A 15,350-nucleotide genomic window follows, 5' to 3' on the forward strand; every position below is an offset into this window, starting at 1 on the left:
CAACGCCGAGGTGCAGCTCCTGCGTTCAGGGTGGGGAAACGGCTCACGTCCGTGCCGAGCTCGGCGCGGATGATCTGGGCGGTGGCCGCCGAACTCAACAGCCGCCCACGCGAAACGCTCGGCTGGGAAATCCCGGCCGAGCGTTTCGCTGAGCTCCTGGCAACAGCCAGTTGATCGAGTGTGTCGCGGCGACCCCTGGAACTCGTCCGTGGCTCGCGGAGGGCGTTCCCTGATGCGGGATCAGGCGACGACGTGGTACCAGAAGAAGTTGTGGCTGTCGAGACGCAGGCGGACGTAGTGGATGGAGGTCCCCGTCTGCTGTGCCTCGTACATCATCTCCTGACTGGAGGAGTCCTTCCCGGCGTAGATGATCACGTGGTGGGTGTGCCACGGGTGGTCACCGAAGTACTCAAGGTCGCCGGGCTGGCGCTGGTCCGCGGAGATGGGCACCAGGTGGCTGTCGCTGGTCTGCTGATTGGTGTCACCGCCGTTGGCGAGATCGATCCCGGCCCCGAACCAGTACGCGGTACGTACCAGGCCCGAGCAGTCGAGGCCGACTGTGTGCTCCGCCGGGCAGGGCTGGATGGATCCCGTGTAATAGGCGCACGTGCCCGTCGAAGGACCGGGCTGCCCGTGCCCGCCGCCCCACACGTACGGGTAGCCCACCTGGTTCTTGGCCGCCGCGAGCACCTTGGCGTAGTCGATGGACCCGGTGTGCGGCGGAGGGTTGCCCGTGGAGACCGGTCCCGATCCGCCGCCGTACAGGGCGTCCTTGGTCGCCGGGCCCACGACACCGTCCGCCTGGAGGTGCCTGCTGTTCTGGAAGTTGCGCACGGCGCCGGCAGTGCCCGGGCCGAAGTCGCCATCGGCCTGAATACCGGCTCCGAGGCGGTTGAGCATGTTCTGGAGCGTGGTCACGCAACCGCCCTTGGCACCCGTCTGGAGGACTCCGCACTGGGTGCGCAGGTCCATCGCCGTCGACGATCCGCCGCCGCTACCGCCCTTGCCGCCGCTGCCTGAACTGCTCATCCCGTACAGCGCGTTCTTGGTGGCGGGGCCGACGACGCCGTCGGCGTCGAGGTGGTGGGCCTTCTGGAAGTCACGTACCGCAGAGCCGGTGGCCGGGCCGAACTGGCCGTCCACGGCCACGTGAGCCCCGGCGGCGTTGAGCTTCTGCTGCAACGTGCTGACGCAGGCGCCCTGGCTGCCCGGGCTGCCTTGACTGCCCGGGCTCTCCTGGAGGGTGCCGCAGTCGCTGAGCAGGTTGATGTCCGAACCGCCCCTGGTCGGGGATCCGTTGAGCGCGGCCTTGGTGGCGGGACCCACGACGCCGTCGACGACAATCCCGTGGTCCTTCTGGAACTTGCTTACGGCCGTGTAAGTGGCCGGGCCGAACTGGCCGTCGGCGGCCACGTGGGCCCCGGCGGCGTTGAGCTTCTGCTGCAACGTCGTGACGCAGGCGCCCTGGCTGCCCTGCTGGAGGGTGCCGCATGCGTTGGACATGTCGACGCTTCCCTTGACGCCGCCGGCGGCGGAGTCCAGCGCCGCTTTGGTGGCCGGGCCGACGACGCCGTCGGCGCCGAGGCGGTGGGCGTTCTGGAAGTTGCGCACGGCGGTGGTGGTGGCCAGCCCGAACTGGCCGTCGGCGGTGATCCCAGCGCCGGTCAGGTTCAGCTCCAGCTGGAGCTGGAGGACGCAACCGTCGCTCTCGCCCTGCTTCATGTCGGTCGGGCACGCGGGGGATTCGAGAGCGATTCCGCCCCCGGCGTTCCCGGTGTTCGCCGCGGAGTAGGCGAGGAAGGACCCGCTGTTCGGCGCGGCCAGGGAACGGGAGCCGGCGTCCGCCGCGGAGTTGCTGTCCGTGTTGCCGTTCGTGGGGTCGCATGCGGTGAGCATGGTGACCGCGACGAGCAACCCCGTCAGACCGACGCGCGCAGACGTCCGGCGTGGTATTCGGAAGGGGCCGAGCATAAGAGGGTTCCCCCAGTGAGTGGTGAACGTGGGTGAGCGATCACGCTCGGGCTGGGACGGCAGACCGGAGCGATCAACGCGGGACAACTCTGCGACGCTCCCGCACGCTTTTCCGCCGCCCTCGGGCGCGATGAGGCCGCGCGGCCCCCGTCCCACCGCTGTGACCAGCGCTTTGGGACGCCGTCCCGGATTTTGCTTGGGACGCCGAGAGCGGAAGAACCCCTATGCCCGGCCGACCGCCCGGCCCCCATAACGGCTCTCGCGCGCGCCACCACGCACCACACAGAGGGTCCCGGGCCCCCGACGCCGCGGACTTCGGCGCTCCTGCGCAGCAGGTCACCACCACCGCCCCGACCAGCTCGATGGCCGTTCCGGCATGCCGTCATCAGCTGGGCGCCGCCGAGGCGGGCCGCGGAGACAAGGAAGGCCTTGCGCCCCATCGCGGGGCTGCCAAGAAGGCAATGGGGCCAGTGGGGAGGAGAGCCGATCCAGCGGTGACGCCGCCGCGGGACGCGGTGACTCGGATGGTGCCCGTGATCAGGACCACGGTGTCGGGTAGAACCGGAGCGCGCATGCCGGGCCGGTAAGCGCGAAGTTGGACGGCGTGATCGTCCGTCGGCCCGGCGGCTGTCGTCCTCTGACACCCGTGCAAGGTGCTGGGCGCGCGCGTTCCACGGCTCAGGCAGTCGGTGACCTGGCTGCGGCCGTGGGCCGAGGGTGCCGGGCCAAGGCTTCGGCGTAGTCGCGTGACGTCCGTTTCGTGATCATGTGAGTCCGAGGAGGGCGAGCGGTCGGCTGGCGTCGCGGGCGTTGTGCCGGAGGCCGGCGGCGATGCTGCTCTTCCCGGCGGGGCGAGGGGCGCCGATGGCGAGGTTGCGCCAGGTCGCCATGGCGCGGGTGCGGAGCCGGTTCGCAGGTGGGAGGCGTCCTCGGCGAACGTCACGTCTCGGACGTGGTGCAGGGCTTCGATCTTCCAGTGGCTGCGGATCAGCCGGGCGAGCTCGGCGGGTGTTGCCTGTTCCGCAGTGAGGCTGGTGACCGCGTAGACGGTCCTGATGCTGATCTTGCCGGTCTTGCGGTCCATTCGATGGCGTTTGAGCTGGATGGCCGGGGGGGCGCCGGGAAAGAGCAGCTTGTTCGCCGTGCACAGCTTGATGCGGCGGATCTCATCGCGGCCGTGTCCGGTGTCGTGGGTGCGGTCCTGCAGCGGGATCTGCTTCCAGGGAAGGGACTTGAGCTGCTTGTGGAGCTTGTTCTGGTCCCCTTGCGCGATCACGATGTACTGCGCGCCTCGGCCGAGCAGGTAGCCGGCGTGCTTGCGCTGGGTGTGCATGGTGTCGCTGGTCACGACCACGCCGGCCAGATCGGCGGGGCGTCGGTGATCCACTCACCCACTGCCGGCAGGGAGGTCGCTCCGGCCAGAACCGCGCGCGGTCAGCGCAAGCATGACGACCAGAGCGTGCCGTACGCCGCGCGGATCGCGAGGGTCGGGCACCTTGGCCGGACGCCCCAGCAGGCCCGGGACCTGCTCGGGTACGGCCCCGGGATGCGTCAAGGGCTGTCAGGATCGGCGATGACGCGTCGGCAGCACGGTTCATTCGCCCGCGACGTCCTCGGCCTCCCAGCGAAGCAGGTCGCCCGGCTGGCACTTGAGCACCTCGCAGAGCGCGGCGAGCGTCGCAAAGCGCACCGCCTTGGCGCGGCCGTTCTTGAGTACCGCCAGGTTGGCGGGCGTGATCCCTACGCGGTCTGCGAGTTCGCCCACGGACATCTTCCGCCTGGCCAGCATCACGTCGATGTCGACGGCGATCGGCATCAGATCACCTCGTCCAACTCCGCCTGCATCTGCGCCGCTTCGACGTCGCGGGCGACGGCCTGGGCGAGCAGCATCCGCAGCACGAGCACGATGAGCGCGACTCCCAGGATGGCCACGCCGATCCCGCCCATGATGAGGGTGACACCCGGGTCGTCCCGCTGGCCGGGCGCATTGATGGCCGTGACCGCGAACCACACGAGAGCAGCCGCAACGATCGCGCCGATGATGCCGTCCACGTACCGGAAGGCGGCGTGGGAGAACACGGTTCCGCGTCGCACCATCGTTACCAGTCGCCATACACAGACCAGGGCGACCTGGGCCGTCCCGATGCCCAGGATCGTGATCACGCGCAGCGGGGTCAGCGGGAGTGACCCGTTCTCCGGGTCACTTTTGCTGACCAACGCCCACACCATCAATGCCTGTACGAACAAGGTGCCGGTGAGCACCACCACGAGCACGGCGCGCAGCGCGCGCACTGTCAGTTTTCCCATGCCCCGTCCTCCCATCGAGTTACGATGGAAATCTATCGACTATCGACAGGTGAAGCAAGGGCTGGGCCGAAGGGCGGGCGGCGGTTACGCACGACGGCGGGATGCCGCCGCCCCTCCCGCGGCACGGCGCGATGCGAAGGTTTGCGATCTTGCCGAAGCCGACGTCGCTTAACCACAAATCGGACGCCATACGTCTACGCCGAAGCCTTGGGGCGAGCTGCCCCTGCTCGTCAGTGATCGCTGCATGGGTACGCTGGGCCGGTGGTTTTGAACGGTGGCAAGGGAGGCAGTTCGCGGTGTTCGGGAACATAGGACCGGCGGAGGCTGTGCTGCTCGCCGCGCTGGCCTTCGCGCTTTACCTGCTGCCGACGTACATCGCGTTCCGGCGAGGCGTGCACAACCGTTGGGCGGTGGTCGCCATCAACATCGTTTTGGGAGCGACTTTCCTCGGCTGGTTGGTGGCTCTGTTCCTGGCAACGCGCCCGGTCCAGTCGCGACGGCTCCCTGCCTGATCCTGGGTCAGTGTGGTCTGACCGCGCGATGTCTCCCAGTTGGCGAGCCATCCGCGTGGTCGTCATGCGCAAGGCTCAGTGACGGCCGAGCGCAGTGAGGCAGGCGGTGGGGATGGCGGCCAGGGCGAGGCAGAGCAGGACGGTGCTGGCCCGGCGTACGAGTGGACTTGGAGTCGGCGCGGTGTTTGGTCCCGCGGTCGGATGCTCGGAGTCGGCGGTGCGGAGGAGTTCGCACAGCGCGCAGGCCCCGGCCGGGCGTACGGGCAGGGGTGTGTTGAGCCAGTACGCGTCGGAGAGGGAAGCGAAAGACACGGGGGTGCGGCTGTGGGCGCTGCTGGGAGAGGTCACGCTTGTTCAACGGCGCTGATGGATGCCCGGGCACGAGGGCGCGGTACGTTCGGGATGCGGACCGTCGTTTTCCGGCCGTGATCTGCGGCCGGTTCAGACAACGGACCGGAGGGGCTGGAAGTTTGGAGCTCCACCGCCCGGCGGACGCCTCGCGGTGACCGTGGTCGCGGCGCGACGCACGCTGGGTAGGTGGTGCCGCGGGCGCCCAGATCGGTGATGACCACGCGGGCGAGTTCGGCAGCCGCCGCCGGGTCGGTCTCGGGCAGTTCAGTGCGCCTGGGGCAGAACCACCGAGTGTGCGCCCACCACTGAGACGATGCCCTTGTGAACGAACGTCCCCGGAGCGCGAGTTCCGTCACGGCAAGGTTGCCGGCCACCCGCCCGAAGCCCAGGACCAACCCCTGCCGTGCACGACTTCGTGGCTCGCAGGCTTCTGCGAACCCGCGTCCTCGGCGAAGTCATCCACGAGTACCAAGCGGAGTCATCAACGAGTACCCATATGCCGCTTGAACTGCGGCGATGACTTTTCGAGCTCCCCAGGCCATCCTGTCTTCCGGTCCCGGAAACCAACGCGGTTTACCGGCGGGCATGGACATGGCATGATCTTTCCTCCGTGCACGATTAGGTAACCGTGACACCAAAGCGGGCGATTCGGGGGAATCCGTGCGTAAGGGCAAACGACAATCGACCGGATTGCGCCGGGCCGCTCGCGCCTGTCTGGTCGCGGGACTGCTCGGGCTGTCCGTCGGAGGGGTATCGGCCGCCGCGGCAGATGCGCCTCGACTGACCTATTTCAGCTCTCTGCCCAGGGTCGAGGTGGGCGGGGACGTCGAGTTCAACGCATGGGACGTGCCCGCCGGTACGGACAAGGTGACCATCACCTCGCCGGCCCTGGCCCAGCCGATTCCGCTCGCCCCGGTAGAGAAGGGCTCGCATCAGTTCGTCCAGGCGGACCGGCCGGGGAAGCCGCCCTATGAGGTCCGCGGCGACATCTCCCCGGGCAGCTACCCCGCTACTGCGACGGTCGAAGGCCGCGCCATCGCCACCACGAGCCTCATCGTCGTCGCCAGAGGGAGGGTCACGGCAGACAAGTTCGTCATCCGCCCCACGGACGCGCCTCCGTGCACCAACATCCCCGCTCCCGTCCGGCCGGGCGGAGACGTCAAGGTGCTCATCGCCGACCGTCGGCTGGGCCTGGACGACGACCGGCTGACCATCGAGTCGCCCGTGTTCAAGCACCCCTTGACGGTCGCCAAGGACGCGGACAACCCCGGCTGCATGGGCGATGACGGAGCCGTCGTCTACGGGGGGCACGCCACACTGAGGGACGACATTCCCGAGGGACAGTACGCGATGACCGTGGTCGGCCGTCACCGGCACCAGGACATCACCCAACAGGTGACCGTGGCCGGCCGGGCCGTCTCGCGCAACGACCGTTCCTGGCTGACCAGTGGGGCCATCGCCGCCGGGATCCTCGCGCTCGCCGCCGCCGGTTTCATCCTGTGGCGCAGGCGGCGCACGGCTGCCGCTTCCTTCTGACCGCCGCACCAGGCGTATGACGCGCGGGACGCGCACCAGTGCACCCGTGTGCGCTTCTCCCGCCATTCCCGCGGTACTTCACATTCCCCTCCGGACCGTGACGGCCGGAGGCCATCACCACTCAGGCAGAGAGAGTTCCTTGCATATTTCCCGCAGACGAATATGTCGCCTCGCCGCATCTGCTGTCGGTGCCGCATTGTTCCTGTCCGGTGGAGGCGCTCTGGCCCACGCGGACGGCACGAAGCACGGCACGCCCGCGCCCTCCAGCCACCATCCGGCAACGCCCGCGCCCTCCGGCAACCACCCGGCAACGCCCGCGCCCTCCAGCCATCAGCCGGCAACGGCTGCACCCACACCCGAGCCGACTCCGCCGGCACCATCGCCCGCCCGCCCCGAGGCAGGTAACGAGAACAGTGGTTGGACGGACGGGGACGCACTCCGTTTCTGGACGCCCGAACGCATGGCCTCGGCAACGGACCCCGCACGGCCCGCCGCAACACCGGACCCGAGCGCCAAGGCCGGGCGGGCCGCGCCCGAGCGCATGGGGGCGGCGGCGAGCATGCCCACCGCGGAGCACATCCTCGGCCCCAAGTCCGTCGGTGCCCTGTTCACCTACAAGCAGGACCCGACCACCGGCGAGATGCGGGCGCACTCCTGCTCGGCCAGTGTTGTGCAGAGCCCCGGCCACAACCTGATCCTCTCCGCGGGACACTGCAGCGGTAGCAAGGCGGTCTTCGTCCCCTGGTACCGCACCGAATACTCGCTGGACAAGCAGGAGTACGGGTTCTACCGGATCGACCAGTGGTTCTACGACCCCCGGTACGCCCCGCACAACACCAAGGCGAAGGTCTCGGACCTGGACTTCTCGTTCGCCCGGCTCGCGACATCAGCGAACGGTAAGAACGCACAGGACGTTGTGGGCGCCAACACCCTCGCCCGCACACCGAAGTACAACAACGACGTCACCATGGTCGGATACCCGGCGGCCTCCCACGATTCGGAGGATCACGCCGTGCGCTGCCCGACCCAGACCTGGGCACTACCCGGCTACTACCAGATCCAGGCCCTGTGCAGGGGCATGTACGGCGGCGTCTCGGGCGGCCCGTGGTTCTCGAAGATGGACTGGACCGCCGGTACGGGCGAGATCATCGGCAACGTCGGCGGCTACAACGGCGGAGGCAACGACGCCAACGTCGACTGGCTCACCTACAGTCCCATGCACGGCGACACGTTCTTCCAGCTGTACGACGATGCCAAGAACAACCGAAAGGTCGAACGCCCCGGCTCCTACGACCAGCCCTCACTGCCCTACTCCATGGGCGGCGGCTCGACCTGGGAACACGCCAAACTGATGGCCTCCGGTGACTTCAACGGCAACGGACACAGTGACCTGATCGTGGTGTGGACCGACGGCGAGGTCACCCTCTACGACAGCGACGGCAAGGGCCACTTCACCGGCGAGCACCAGTTGGCGCCCGAGAAATCCATCTGGTCCCACGCGGAGACCGTCACCGCCGGCGACTTCACCGGCTCGGCCCAGTTCGACCTGATGGTCCGCTGGTCGGACGGTGAGGTCACGCTCTACGGCGACGTCGGCTCCAAGGGCCTGACGGGGGACGGCATCCAAATGGTCGACCCCCACAAGACCGACACCTGGAAGTACGCCACTCAGATCAGCGCCGGCCGCTTCAACGCGGCACAGTACGTCACCGACCTGATGGTCCGCTGGTCGGACGGCGAGGTCACCCTCTACACCAACGTCGGCGCGGGCACGTTCGGCCAGGAACACAAGCTCGTGGACCCCCACAAGACCGACGCCTGGAAGCAGGCCAAACTGCTCACCAGCGGTGAGTTCTCGGGCAATCAGAAGTGGGACCTGATGGTCCAGTGGGCGAACGGTGAACTCGACAACTACGTCGGCACCACAACCTCCGGCCTCGGCACGCCGTCCCGCATCCAAGACGCCAATGCCGGGACGTTCACCCACAACACGGTGATGACGACCGGCAACTTCACCGGCAACGGCCGCACCGACGACCTCGTCATCCGCTGGTCCGACGGCGAGACCACCCTGTACGCCGACACCACCGTCGGCCGCCTGGGCACCGAGGTCAACCTCGTACCCAAGGCGTGATGTCGCTCCCTTCGTAGTGCTGTACGCATCGTGATCGAGACGGGGAAGCCCACCCCGCAGGTCGTCGAGGATCTCGGGATTCATCCGGGCACGCCGCACAGCTGGGTCTCGGGCGTCGAAACGGTTCCGGTACTCCGACCGCCCCGCGCCCGAGGCCACCGGGCGGATGCGGGAGAGCGAACGCACAGAACTGGAACGACTCTGGCGGGAGACCGCGGAGAAGAACAAGCCGATACGCGAGCTTGAGACGGAGCGCGATGTCCTCGAACGATGCATGGTCCTCCGGGTGAAGTGACCGAGCGGGCGTCGGCCGAGGTGGCCACACTCGTCGGTATCCAGAGGACCGAGCACCCCGTCCCGCACCGTCTGACCTGCCGCATCCTGGGCGTGTCGGAGCCCTGGTTCTACAAGCGGCGCGATCGGCCGATACCGGCCCGCGAAGTACGGCGAGGACTGCTGGCCGACGAGGTCCGGCGGATCTGTACCGGCTCGGGAGGGCTGGCGGGTGTCGGTGAACACCATCGCGAAGCTGATGGCCGAACTCGTACCGGCTGGACGGGTGTTGCGCAGTCGCCGGGCCTGACCGGGCCCGGCGAACGGGCCGTGGACTTCGTCCGCCGGGACTTCACCGCCGAGGCACCCGACCTCGTCTGGGCGGGCGACATGACGGAGGTCGTCACGGGGAGGGAAAGCTGTATCTGGGCACGGTCATCGATAAGGCCGGCCGGAGCGTCGGACGCTCTGGATGACCAGTTGATCGGTCAGCTGGTGGACCGGGCGAAGGCCGACGGGATCAAACTGACCGGCCAGGGCGGCTTCGAGATCACGGCAAGCGGCGGCTCCTTCATGGAACGTGCCGACCGGGCTCCGGCCGGGTACTGGCAGCGCACTGGCAACCAGCTCCTGCCCGCCGGCAAGTGACGTCCTGTCCTCCGGGCCCGACAGGGCAGGCCTCCCGCATGTACCACCGTCGACCGTTTCACCACCGCCCGCGAAGCCGCCTTGGCAACTGCGCGGGGGCTGGCCCGTACGATCGCCGACCCCCTCACTGCCATGTACCGGGCGCCGCCGCCCACCTCGTCCTGTCCTGGGACGAGGACGACGACGTCCTGTGGCTTCAGAGCATCCGGGACCCGGGGCGTCGGCCGCGTGCGGCTGGAGTCGGGGCGCCCGTCGCGCGGCAGTACATGGCCCCGGAACTGTGCTGGTCCCGGGACCGTATGTGTTTCTGTTTTCCGATACCGGCCGGTCGATCAGGCGATCAAGGAAAAACGTGGGGGCGGGTCAGTGCCAGACCCAGCCGTAGACGTGGCTGTCCATGTTGAAGTTGAAGACGCTCTCACAGGGCCCGACATTGCAGGAGTCGACGGGGGCACTGGCGGTGGTGCTCGTGCCGGGAGTGCTGGGTGCTGCTGTCGCGGTAGCGGCAGTGAGACCGAGGAGACAGGCGGTGCCGAGTATGACGGCTGCGGTACGGCGCATGGGAGGGTTCTCCTTGAGTCGGTGGGGGGTTGGCTCAGCGGCTGACCCGGACCGCCACACGGCCGGGACAAGGCGCCGGAGACGACCGGCAGCCGTGAGCCCGTTGTTCATGGTCAGCCTCACTCCGCGCCTTCCGGCGTGACAGCGGGAGGCGGCCGAACGGGTGAAGTTCAAGATCCACGTTTCGAACGCACAGGCGCAGAACGCCAGGAGCGGGCCGGACGCAGGGCTACGCGCAGGAAGGCCGCACCTGATGGGCAACTCCGCACTGGGTCGCGCCAAGGTCGAGTTCGCCGATCTGGTCAGCGCCTACCTGTGATGGCCTGTCCTGAATCAGGCGGGGGGGTGACACCACCTCGGAGCTGGAGCCACACTCGCGGCGGGGTGTGCCTCCCAGGGGGCGGTTGCGGGGTGTACTCGCTCTTCCATGCCGGGCTGGCCGCCAGCGGGGTGAACACGGTGCCCCAGGCGTCCGTGCGGGCCCTGCCCTGTCTGTAAAGCGAGCTTGACAACCACTGAAGGGTGACAAGTAAGCTTTACACGTGCGAAACAGCGTCAGGAAACTGCGGTCGGAACGGGGGCTCTCCCAGGGCCAGCTGGGCACAGCCCTGGGGGTCTCACGGCAGACGATCAATGCCATCGAGACCGAGCGGTACACGCCTTCCCTGCCGCTCGCCATGTCCCTGGCCAAGTTCTTCCAAGTCAGCGTCGAGGAGATGTTCCATGCCGAAGAGGACCCAGCAGATGACCAGTGACACAGCCAGGCAGTCCGTCCCCGGCTTCTTCCTCGCCGTCGGAGGCGCCTGCCTCGTGGCCGCGACGTTCGGCGGCCGCCTCGCCATCGGCCTGGTCACGTTCGGGATCCTGGCGGTCTGCAGTCTCGTCTTAGTGCGGCTGGGACGCCGGAGCGAGACCTACCAGGGCCTCACCGAGAAGGAACCCGACGAACGATTCGCCCGGATCTCGGGACGAGCCTGGGCCGGCACTGGCGTGGTGCTCACCGTGGGGAACCTCGGCGCCTTCATCGGTGACCTGGCATCCGGACGAAGTGGCGATCCGTACCTCTGGTTCGTGGCCACCGCCGCCATCGCCTACATCGCGTTCGTCGCCTTCTGGTCCCGGCGTGCCTGAGGCGTCATCACCTCGAACGGTACGCACCGTATGTCCGGCCGGGCAACGCGACATACCTGTCACCAGAGGCCGGTTGTCCTGGTGGGGTAACCGGCGAGGTTAATCGCTGTCGGTCGGTGGCGCGGGGAGCTTCTATAGGTCGTCAAGTGGTCTGTGGGGGCGGTGTTGGCCTGACGGTCGCCGCCTCGGTTGAGCCGGTGACGGTTGGTGCGTCCGGAAGAAGCGGAGACGGGTGCCGCTCCGCACAGGTGGACGAAGGGGGCTTCGGAGCGGAGCCGGTCGGGGTTGCCGCCCGCGCTGGTCAGCAGTTGGCCGGCGGTCTCGGGCCCGACACCGGGCAGGGCAACCAGTCCGGGGGCAGCTTTTGGTGGCCAGTGGCTCGATCGGTACGGGCCGCGGCTGGTCGTCCTTGACCCGGGCGTACCTGTCATCGCCCTCGCTCAACCTGCGCCACGTGCGGAGAGCGAAACCCAAGCTCCCAGCCCGGGCCCGGCCAGGGGAAGTTCTAGTGCCCCGCGTGCGGTCACGCCGTGGATCGCCACCCCAACAGCGCCGCGAAGGTCATGAAAGCAGCCGGCAGGCAGATTCTGGCGGTCGTCTCCGGTAGAGGGGAGACCCAAAAACGTGCGTGGAGCCAGTGCAAGTCCCCTCGCCCCAGCGGGAGTTGGGCATGCGGCGTCAAAACGTGAAGACACCGGACGACGTTGTTGCCACCCCATGGTTTGTGTCTGGCATGCAGGGTCCCGGGACAGTGGCTGTGGCCGTGTCCCGGGACCCTGTGTGCCTCTATGTTCCTTGGCCACCTGTGTTCTGTGGGTGGTGTGGGGAACAGTGGGGGTGGGTCAGTGCCAGTTGCCCACGCCGCTGTCCTGGTTGAAGTTGAAGTCGTTGTCGTGGCAGCCCTGGCCGCACTCGTCGATGGGGGTGCTGGCGGTGGCGGTGTGAGTGGGGACGACTGCTGTTGCGGCAGTGGCGGTGAAGCCGAGGAGGCAGGCGGCTCCAAGGATGATGGCGGCGGTACGGCGCATGTGAAGGTTCTCCTTTTGTGTCGGGTCAGTTGGGGTTGGCTCGGTGGCTGGCCCGGGCCGGCCCTTGGGTGTCCCTGCGGACGGGCGTGCGCCGGTGGGGCGCCAGACGACGGTAGCCGTGAGCCTGTTTTCATGGTCAGCCTCTCCCCGGACCTCCTGCTGCGACAGCGGAGAGCGGCTGAATGAGTGAGGACCAGGATTCCTCCCTGGAGCCTCCCGGGAAGCGAACGCCGCGTATGCGGGTGTGTGGGGGCGGCGATGCCCGTGCGGGCGGGTTTTCTGGTTGGACCCCCACACTCCGAGCCGCGCCTCATGCTCGTGGCGCCGGACGGGACAAGCCGGCGGGTCGGCCCGCATGCGCTGCCGGTGTGGAAAGCGGTGTGACCGTGCTCTGCTTCCTCCTGCGCCACAAATGCCGTCCAGCGCCTGGCTGTCGAGTTGTTCGAGACCTCGCACCCCACTTCTCCCGCTACGGCACGTTGCCGCGGCCGGCGGTGCGTGACGAGCTGAGGGGGCTGGGGCGACCTCCAAGTCCGAGTGAGATAAGTCAAGTTGGCGCCTCTGCGGCGCTCGGCCGTGCCCAAGCGCGTACGCCCGGCGTTACGCGCGGGGCGCCGAGTTTTGGGCCCGACGGGTTCGCGGTCCGGGCATCGTCGCGGCTCCGGCGGTCAGGTCCAGCTCGAACCGGCCGGATGAGGGATCTCGCGCGTCCAGAACGGCGGGGACGGCGCCCTGTGGTGCGCGTCGGAGTGCGGCTGGAGTAAGCCGTACGGGACATTCTTGAGTCGACTCTTGTCAACTTTACTGCCGCGCGCTATATAGGTGGTGTCGCCATGTGTATCGGTGGATGAGTCGGGAGAGGAGTGAGCGATGATGCTGATGCGGACCGATCCTTTCCGGGAGCTGGACCGGCTGAGCCAGCAGATGTTGGAAACCGCGCCCCGGCCGGTGGCCATGTCCATGGATGCCTTCCGCGCGGGTGACACCCTCGTCGTCGAGCTGGACCTGCCAGGTGTCGACCCCGAGTCCATCGACCTGAATGTCGAACAGAACGTCCTGAGCGTCAGGGCGGAACGGCGGACCACCGCCTGCGCGGAGGACAGCGACGTGCTGATCGCGGAGCGCCCCTCCGGCACCTTCAGTCGCCAGCTGTTCCTCGGTGAGACGTTGGACGTCGACCGTATCGAGGCTTCCTACGAGGCCGGGGTGCTGCGGCTGAGTATTCCGGTCGCAGAGAGGGCGAAGCCTCGGAAGATCGAGATCAGGACCGCGGACGGCTCACGCAAGGAGATCGACGCCTGACGGGCGCGCGGCAGGAAGGCAGAGGCGGGTCGGCCTTCCCCCGGCCCGCCGCCGGCCATCTTCCGTTCGTGGTCGCCGCAGTCAGCCGGGACGAAAGCGAGGCAGGGATCATGCCCGAAGAACTGCCTTTGGTGGCCGCGATAGAGCGCGCCGACGGACACATCAAGATCGCCGTCTCGGGGGAGATCGACATCCTCAGCGCGCCGAAGCTCCGGGTAACCCTCGATGAGGCGTTGTCCGGCGGTGCGCGTGTGGTGGAGGTCGACTTCAGCGGAGTCGAGTTCTGCGACTGCTATGGACTCGGCGTCCTGCTGGAAGCCCGCCGCAGGGCGACGGAACAGGGCGCCGCTCTGCGCCTGGTGAGTGTCACGTCACCCCTGGTACGAAGCCTCCTTCAGCGGTCAGGCACAGCGACGGCCCTGCTCAGGCCGCCCGCGACGTGAACAGCCGAAACGTTCAGTGATTCTGAGAGGAGCGGATGATGGCACGCGCAGTCGGGATAGATCTGGGCACGACCAACTCCGTCGTCGCAGTGCTGGAAGGCGGCGAGCCCACGGTCATCACCAACACCGAAGGAAACAGGACCACCCCTTCCGTGGTGGCCTTCGGCAAGAGCGCCGAGGTCCTGGTCGGAGAGATCGCCAAGCGGCAGGCGGTGACGAACGTCGACCGCACCGCCCGATCCGTGAAGCGTCACATCGGGGAGCCGGACTGGCGTTTCCCGGACGCTGGCGACATCGGCGGCAAGCGGTACACGGCGCAGGAGATCTCGGCACGCGTCCTGCAGAAGCTCAAGCGGGACGCGGAGGCGTACCTCGGCGAGGACGTCACGGACGCCGTGATCACCGTGCCGGCGTATTTCAACGACTCCCAGCGCACCGCGACGAAGGAAGCCGGTGAGATCGCGGGCCTGAAGGTACTGCGGATCATCAACGAGCCGACATCCGCCGCCCTGGCGTACGGGCTGGACAAGGAGAACGACCAGACCATCCTCGTTTTCGACCTCGGCGGCGGCACCTTCGACGTGTCACTTCTGGAGATCGGCGAAGGACTGGTGGAGGTCAAGTCCACCAACGGCGACACCCACCTCGGCGGCGACGACTGGGACCAGAAGATCGTCGAGCACCTCGTGAAGCAGTTCCAGAACGCCTACGGGGTCGACCTGTCCAAGGACAAGATGGCACTCCAGCGCCTGCGGGAGACTGCGGAGAAGGCGAAGATCGAACTTTCCGCCGCGACGGAGACGACGATCAACCTCCCTTATATCTCCGCGTCCGCTCAGGGCCCGCTGCACCTGGACGAGAAGCTCACGCGCTCGCAGTTCGAGCAGCTGACCGCCGACCTCCTGGAGCGCTGCAAGGCGCCCTTCCACAACGCGATCAAGGACGCCAAGATCAAGGTCTCGGACATCGACCACGTCATCCTGGTCGGCGGGTCCACCCGTATGCCTGCCGTGACGGAGCTGGTCAGGGAGCTGACCGGCAAGGATCCGCACAAGGGTGTCAACCCGGACGAGGTCGTCGCGATCGGTGCCGCTCTGCAGGCCGGTGTCCTCAAGGGCGAGGTCAAGGACGTCCTGCTCCTCGACGTCACTCC

16 protein-coding genes and 2 pseudogenes are annotated in these 15,350 nt (G+C 67.9%); 10 read left to right on the forward strand and 8 right to left on the reverse strand.

The features are described 5' to 3' along the window. Positions 1 to 240: 240 nt before the first annotated feature. From ACWC2B_RS34600 to ACWC2B_RS34615, 4 genes are all read right to left on the reverse strand, one after another. The gene (locus ACWC2B_RS34600; RefSeq protein WP_450723714.1) at positions 241 to 1,896 is read right to left on the reverse strand and encodes an NlpC/P60 family protein; all 1,656 of its coding nucleotides are present in this window, start codon (positions 1,894 to 1,896) and stop codon (positions 241 to 243) included. Positions 1,897 to 2,356: 460 nt separating this feature from the next. Further along, positions 2,357 to 3,319: an ISAs1 family transposase gene (locus ACWC2B_RS34605; RefSeq protein ID WP_450723716.1), complete on the reverse strand. Its 963-nt coding sequence runs from the start codon at positions 3,317 to 3,319 to the stop codon at positions 2,357 to 2,359. 246 nt (positions 3,320 to 3,565) lie between these two features. Further along, entirely contained in the window at positions 3,566 to 3,787 is a 222-nt protein-coding gene (locus ACWC2B_RS34610; protein WP_450723718.1) for a helix-turn-helix domain-containing protein, read from the reverse strand. Beyond that, complete coding sequence (locus tag ACWC2B_RS34615; protein WP_450723720.1) at positions 3,787 to 4,278, reverse strand: DUF2975 domain-containing protein; 492 nt, start codon at positions 4,276 to 4,278, stop codon at positions 3,787 to 3,789. The genes ACWC2B_RS34610 and ACWC2B_RS34615 overlap by 1 nt, the downstream gene beginning before the upstream one ends. Positions 4,279 to 4,604: 326 nt before the next feature. Here ACWC2B_RS34615 and ACWC2B_RS34620 point away from each other — a divergent pair, with 326 nt between their 5' ends. Then, positions 4,605 to 4,790, forward strand: a complete 186-nt coding sequence (locus ACWC2B_RS34620) for a superinfection immunity protein (RefSeq protein WP_450723722.1) — start codon at positions 4,605 to 4,607, stop codon at positions 4,788 to 4,790. Between the two features lie 75 nt (positions 4,791 to 4,865). Here the strand turns inward: ACWC2B_RS34620 and ACWC2B_RS34625 are convergent, their stop codons facing one another. After that, positions 4,866 to 5,102, reverse strand: a complete 237-nt coding sequence (locus ACWC2B_RS34625) for a hypothetical protein (RefSeq protein WP_450723724.1) — start codon at positions 5,100 to 5,102, stop codon at positions 4,866 to 4,868. A 729-nt stretch (positions 5,103 to 5,831) separates the two neighbouring features. Between ACWC2B_RS34625 and ACWC2B_RS34630 the strand changes: the two genes are divergently transcribed. From ACWC2B_RS34630 to ACWC2B_RS34640, 3 genes and pseudogenes are all read left to right on the forward strand, one after another. Next, positions 5,832 to 6,677: a hypothetical protein gene (locus ACWC2B_RS34630; protein ID WP_450723726.1), complete on the forward strand. Its 846-nt coding sequence runs from the start codon at positions 5,832 to 5,834 to the stop codon at positions 6,675 to 6,677. Positions 6,678 to 7,137: 460 nt separating this feature from the next. Then, entirely contained in the window at positions 7,138 to 8,811 is a 1,674-nt protein-coding gene (locus tag ACWC2B_RS34635; RefSeq protein ID WP_450723728.1) for a trypsin-like serine peptidase, read from the forward strand. A 663-nt stretch (positions 8,812 to 9,474) separates the two neighbouring features. Further along, a pseudogene (locus tag ACWC2B_RS34640) lies at positions 9,475 to 9,627 on the forward strand (IS256 family transposase); the annotation flags it as partial. 468 nt (positions 9,628 to 10,095) lie between these two features. On the opposite strand, the gene ACWC2B_RS34645 reads toward ACWC2B_RS34640, so the two are convergent. Further along, the gene (locus tag ACWC2B_RS34645) at positions 10,096 to 10,293 is read right to left on the reverse strand and encodes a hypothetical protein (RefSeq protein WP_450723730.1); all 198 of its coding nucleotides are present in this window, start codon (positions 10,291 to 10,293) and stop codon (positions 10,096 to 10,098) included. A gap of 163 nt (positions 10,294 to 10,456) precedes the next feature. Here ACWC2B_RS34645 and ACWC2B_RS34650 point away from each other — a divergent pair, with 163 nt between their 5' ends. The 3 genes from ACWC2B_RS34650 (at position 10,457) to ACWC2B_RS34660 (ending at position 11,424) form a co-directional block, all read left to right on the forward strand. Further along, positions 10,457 to 10,612 carry a hypothetical protein gene (locus tag ACWC2B_RS34650; RefSeq protein WP_450723731.1) on the forward strand — a complete coding sequence of 52 codons (156 nt, stop codon included), beginning with the start codon at positions 10,457 to 10,459 and terminating at the stop codon, positions 10,610 to 10,612. A gap of 223 nt (positions 10,613 to 10,835) precedes the next feature. Further along, positions 10,836 to 11,048, forward strand: coding sequence for a helix-turn-helix transcriptional regulator (locus ACWC2B_RS34655; protein WP_450723735.1), 213 nt, complete (start codon positions 10,836 to 10,838; stop codon positions 11,046 to 11,048). Further along, positions 11,017 to 11,424 (forward strand): hypothetical protein, encoded by a 408-nt coding sequence (locus ACWC2B_RS34660; RefSeq protein WP_450723737.1) that lies wholly within the window; start codon positions 11,017 to 11,019, stop codon positions 11,422 to 11,424. Before ACWC2B_RS34655 ends, ACWC2B_RS34660 begins: the two co-directional genes overlap by 32 nt. A 158-nt stretch (positions 11,425 to 11,582) precedes the next feature. Here the strand turns inward: ACWC2B_RS34660 and ACWC2B_RS34665 are convergent. Both ACWC2B_RS34665 and ACWC2B_RS34670 read right to left on the reverse strand, forming a co-directional pair. Further along, positions 11,583 to 11,783 (reverse strand): annotated as a pseudogene (locus ACWC2B_RS34665) (transposase); the annotation flags it as partial. 483 nt (positions 11,784 to 12,266) lie between these two features. Then, a complete protein-coding gene (locus tag ACWC2B_RS34670) occupies positions 12,267 to 12,452 on the reverse strand; it encodes a hypothetical protein (RefSeq protein ID WP_450723739.1) in 186 nt (61 codons plus the stop codon). 870 nt (positions 12,453 to 13,322) lie between these two features. On the opposite strand from ACWC2B_RS34670, the gene ACWC2B_RS34675 reads away from it, so the two are divergent. From ACWC2B_RS34675 to ACWC2B_RS34685, 3 genes are all read left to right on the forward strand, one after another. Continuing rightward, positions 13,323 to 13,754, forward strand: coding sequence for an Hsp20/alpha crystallin family protein (locus ACWC2B_RS34675; RefSeq protein WP_450723741.1), 432 nt, complete (start codon positions 13,323 to 13,325; stop codon positions 13,752 to 13,754). 110 nt (positions 13,755 to 13,864) lie between these two features. Further along, positions 13,865 to 14,197, forward strand: coding sequence for an STAS domain-containing protein (locus ACWC2B_RS34680; protein ID WP_450723743.1), 333 nt, complete (start codon positions 13,865 to 13,867; stop codon positions 14,195 to 14,197). Between the two features lie 38 nt (positions 14,198 to 14,235). Then, on the forward strand, positions 14,236 to 15,350 hold a 1,115-nt coding region (locus tag ACWC2B_RS34685; protein WP_450723745.1), incomplete at its 3' end, for an Hsp70 family protein.

The organism is Streptomyces sp. NPDC001415, assembly GCF_053597395.1.